This window comes from Pseudomonas sp. UBA4617, assembly GCF_002386445.1.
GTDB lineage: Bacteria > Pseudomonadota > Gammaproteobacteria > Pseudomonadales > Pseudomonadaceae > Aquipseudomonas.
This window is the reverse complement of sequence record NZ_DGIR01000028.1, coordinates 1-4,836: the sequence shown is the minus strand read 5'-3', so window position 1 is coordinate 4,836 and position 4,836 is coordinate 1. Positions and strand designations below refer to the sequence as shown.

Annotated in this window: 3 protein-coding genes; 1 reads left to right on the top strand and 2 read right to left on the bottom strand. The window is 64.1% G+C overall.

From position 1 onward, the window contains the following. On the bottom strand, window positions 1–2,109 hold a 2,109-nt coding region (gene metE, locus B4L76_RS13735), incomplete at its 3' end, for a 5-methyltetrahydropteroyltriglutamate--homocysteine S-methyltransferase (RefSeq protein ID WP_296233220.1). Window positions 2,110–2,350: 241 nt separating this feature from the next. Between metE and B4L76_RS13730 the strand changes: the two genes are divergently transcribed. Continuing rightward, entirely contained in the window at window positions 2,351–3,838 is a 1,488-nt protein-coding gene (locus B4L76_RS13730) for a methylenetetrahydrofolate reductase C-terminal domain-containing protein (protein ID WP_296233219.1), read from the top strand. Here the strand turns inward: B4L76_RS13730 and yjiA are convergent. Next, window positions 3,798–4,775: a GTPase gene (gene yjiA, locus B4L76_RS13725; protein WP_296233217.1), complete on the bottom strand. Its 978-nt coding sequence runs from the start codon at window positions 4,773–4,775 to the stop codon at window positions 3,798–3,800. The genes B4L76_RS13730 and yjiA overlap by 41 nt on opposite strands. Between the last annotated feature and the right edge of the window lie 61 nt (window positions 4,776–4,836).

Here is a 4,836-nt window from a genome sequence, read left to right as displayed (position 1 = left end):
GTGAATGTCGTATACCCCCGGTCCGATCTCGTTGGGGTAGGCAAACCGCTCGAACGCCGCCAGCAATTCCATGTCCGAACGCGAAGTCTCGATGGTGATCACGTCGGCATCCATCGCTGCAATCGACTCGATTACATCATTGAACTCGCTGTAGCACATGTGGGTATGAATCTGGGTTTCGTCGCGCACGCCCGAAGCACACAGGCGGAAGGCCTCGGTGGCCCACTCCAGGTAGTGGGCCCAGGCAGCGTGGCGCAGCGGCAGGCCTTCGCGGAAGGCCGCTTCGTCGATCTGCACGATTCTGGTCCCCGCCGCTTCCAGGTCGAGCACCTCGTCGCGGATCGCCAGTGCCAGCTGACGCGCCTGCACTTCACGGCTCACGTCCTCGCGCGGGAACGACCACATCAGCATGGTCACCGGGCCGGTCAGCATGCCCTTCATCACCTTGCCGGTCAGGCTCTGGGCATACTTGATCCATTCCACGGTCATGGCCTTCGGCCGGCTCAGGTCACCGACGATCACTGCCGGCTTCACGCAGCGCGAGCCATAGCTCTGCACCCAGCCGAAGCGGGTGAACGCATAGCCGTCGAGCTGCTCGGCGAAGTACTCGACCATGTCGTTGCGCTCGGCCTCGCCGTGTACCAGCACATCCAGGCCCAGATCCTCCTGGATCTTCACCGCATGGCGGATCTCGCTGTGCATGGCCTCGACATAATCGGCCTCGGTCAGCTTGCCCTGCTTGTAGGCCTGGCGCGCCAGACGGATGGCCGGAGTCTGCGGAAACGAACCAATGGTGGTGGTCGGGAACGCTGGCAGGCCGAGCTGCGCACGCTGCTTGACGATACGCTGGGCAAACGCCGACTGGCGCTGGCTGTCGGCGGGCTTGATGGCGGCCAGGCGGGCTTGTACGGCGGGCTTGTGGATGCGCGGCGAGGCAGCGCGGCTGGCCTGCACGGCCCGGCTATGCGCCAGGGCTGCAGCGACATCAGCGGCCTGCGAGTCGTCGATGGCCCTGGCCAGCAGCGCCACTTCCTGGCATTTCTGCACGGCAAAGGCCAGCCAGCTTTGCAGCTCGGCATCCAGCTGGTCTTCACGGGCCAGATCCACCGGGCTGTGCAGCAGCGAGCAGGACGGTGCCACCCACAGCCGCTCACCCAGGCGTTCATGGGCATGGCGCAACACCTCCAGCGCCTTCTCCAGGTCGCAGCGCCAGACATTGCGGCCATTGACCAGGCCCAGTGACAGCACCTTGTAGGCCGGCAGGCGGTCGAGGATGGTGGGGTACTGCTCGGGCGCCCGCACCAGGTCGATGTGCAGGCCATCGACCGGCAGGTTGGCGGCCAGGCCAAGGTTGTCTTCCAGGCCGCCGAAATAGGTGGCGATCAGCTTCTTCAGCGGCGCGCGCTGAATGATGTTGTAGACGCGCTCATAGGCGTTCTTCCAGTCCTGGGGCAAGTCCAGGGCCAGGATCGGCTCGTCCAGCTGCACCCACTCCACGCCTTGGGCAGCCAGGCGGTTGAGGATCTGGTCATACAGCGGCAACAGGCGGTCGAGCAGCTCCAGTTTGTCGAAATCGCCGCCCTTGGCCTTGCCCAGCCACAAATAGGTCAGCGGGCCGATCACCACTGGTTTGACCACATGGCCCAGGGCCTGGGCTTCTTCCACTTCTTCGAACAGCTGTTCCCAGCTGAGGACGAATTGCTGGTCAGCGGTGAACTCGGGGACCAGATAGTGGTAGTTGGTATCGAACCACTTGGTCATTTCCTGGGCATGGGCGCCGCCACAGCAGCTGTCCCCGACGGCACCCCGGGCCATGGCGAACAGGGTCTGCAGGGTGGGCCCGGCAGGATCGTTGCTGGCAAAGCGTTGGGGGATGACGCCAAAGGTCAGCGAGTGGGTCAGCACCTGGTCGTACCAGGCGAAGTCGCCGACCGGCAGCAATTCGATGCCGGCGTCTTTCTGTACCTGCCAATGCCGGGCACGCAGCTCGCGGCCCACGGCGCGCAGGCCGGCTTCGTCGAGTTCGCCCTTCCAGAAGGCTTCCTGGGCCTTTTTCAGCTCGCGGTCGTGGCCGATACGTGGAAAACCCAGGTTGTGTGCCAGTGCCATGTCCTGTCCCTCAGCATGCAAAATGAATGAGGGGATTGTCCGGGCGCAGCCTTCTTGAAACAAACTCATTAAATTTGAGATGAACTCAAGATTTCCTCATGATCAGGGCCCTGTGGTGCCGACGACAGGCCGCAGCAGAAACAACCCATGTCTCATTCAGAGCAGCACCCTGCGCATCCGGACATGACCCCAACCGGCATCTGCCGCACAATGCCACCCTGACCACACAGGTGCCCGGCCCATGAGCCTGCTGAAAACCGCGCTGCGCGAAAACACCTTCGTCTGCGTCATGGAATTCGTCCCCAAACCGTCCGCAGAACGTTTCGCTGCCATGGAGGCAATCCTGACGCGCGCGCACCTGTGCGGCTGGCCAATGACCGTGGCCATCGGCGACCGCGTCGGCAGCCCGCTGGACATGTCACCGCTGGACGCCCTCGCTTCCTTCAGCACCCCGGTACCCGCCCTGCCGCATTTCTCCGGCAAGGATCGCGAACGCCATCACTTGCTCGCCCAACTGCAACGCATGGATGCGGCCGGCCTCGACCAGCTGTTGCTGCTGACTGGCGACCGCCTGCCCGGTCACCAGCCTGGCCAGCGCCCGGTGCGCTACCTGGAGTCGGTCGCTGCCTTGCAGATTGCCCGCCAGGCCTGCCCGCACTGGCTGCTCGGCGCGGCCCTCAACCCGTTCAAGTACCGTGAGGAAGAAGGCGGCGCCCAGTACTTCAAGGCCGAGAAAAAGCTGGCGGCGGGTGCCGACTTTTTCACCCTGCAACTGGGCTTCGATGCCAGCAAACATCAGGAAGCCATGCACTGGATGAGCCGCCAGGCCACGCCCAGGCCGATGCTGGCCTGCCTCATGAGTCTGACCCACGGGCGGGCGGCGATGCTCGACCATGTCGCCGGGGTGACCGTCACGCCGTCCATGCGCGACCTGCTCGAAGCTGAAGCGGCCCAGTCCAAGGCTTTTGCCCTGGCCCGTAGCGTCGACCGCCTGGCGTTGCAGATAATCGGCGTCAAACTGATGGGCTATGCCGGTGTGCATCTGTCAGGGATTCACGATCTCAAGCAACTGCTGGCGCTGGAAGCACGCATCGAGCATTGGCAAGCGCAAATCGAAACGCTGGAACACTGGGCACCGGCCTGGCACGCCAGTTGGCAGATGCCTGGCCTGTCGGCGGTCAGTTTCCACCCGCCACAGGCAGCCTGGCGCCAGGGTGAGTCACGGGTCGCTGCCTCGCTCACGGAGAAAACGCGCTACCACCTGATGCATGGCATGCACGCGCTGCTGTTCAGCCGCCGCAACGGCTTGAGCAAGGCATTCGGCTGGGCCGTGCGTCAGCCGTTGTGGACCACGCGCCTTGGCGCACAGGTACTGCATACGGTGGAGCGCGCGGTGAAGCAGCCGCTGGTAGGCTGTGACACCTGCGGCCGTTGCCGCCTGGAAGACACCCTGTACATCTGCCCCGAAACCTGCCCCAAGGGCCTGGCCAACGGCCCTTGCGGCGGTACCGCGCTGAACCGTTGCGAGTTTGGCGATCGCGAGTGCATTCACAGCGTCAAGTACCGCACGGCCAAAGCGGTACGGCAGACGGCGCTACTGAGCGAGCGCCTGATCCCGTGCATCGAGGTCGAGACCCGCCACCGCAGCTCCTGGCCACAATGGTTTCAGGCGCAGACGGCGCGCCAGCTCAGCGCGCAGCCAGCGCCTCGAACCCAGCCCGAATCGTAGCTTCCGGCAGATCGTCGGCGATGAATACCATTACGCTTTCGCGGGTTTCATCCTCGGCCCATTCGGCATCCCAATCGAAGCCGTAGAGCTTGAGCACGCCCTGGAACACCAGCTTGCGAGCCTCACCGGCAATGTTCAGCACCCCCTTGTAGCGCAACAGCTGCTTGCCGTGGGTTTCCAGCAACGCGTTCATGAAGTCGCTGAGGCGGTCGATGTCCAAAGCGGTTTGCGTGCGCAGTACCAAGGTGGAGATGCGGTCCGGGGTAGCGGGCTTGAGCAGCGGGCGTAGCGTTGGCTTCAGGTTTGTGCCCAGATCAGGGTTGAGGTTGAACCCCCGCACATCCAGCAGTTCCGCCAGGTCAATGCGGCCATGCTCGACCACACGGATCTGGGCCCGGCCATTGATGCGAGCCAGGCGCTCGCCCAGCGCCTCGACCGCATCCGGCTCGACCAGGTCGGTCTTGCTCAGCAGCAGGCGATCGGCAAAGCCGACCTGAGCCTGGGCGATGGTCTGGGTCAGGTGCAACCCGGCATGGGCGGCGTCGACCAGGGTGATGATGCCGTCGAGGATATAGCGCTCACGCAGCGCTTCATCGATGAAGAAGGTTTGCGCCACTGGCGCCGGGTCGGCCAGGCCGGTGCATTCGATCACCAGGCGGTCGAAGGTGATTTCGCCTGTATCCAGGCGTTCGAGCAGCAGGTAGAGGGCGCGGGTGAGGTCGCCATGGATGCTGCAGCACACGCAGCCATTGGCCAAGGTCATCACCTGCACCGGCTCGTCGCCGAGCAGTTGGCTGTCGATGCCGGCCTCGCTGAATTCGTTCTCGATCACGGCGATCTTCAGGCCATGCTCGGCCTTGAGCATGTACTTGAGCAGGGTGGTCTTGCCGGCGCCGAGGAAGCCGGTGAGTACGGTTACGGGAATAGGTGTCTGCACGCAGAACATCTCCTGTGCATGGAATGGGCGGGGAGAACGCGATCCCTGTAGGAGCGGCCTT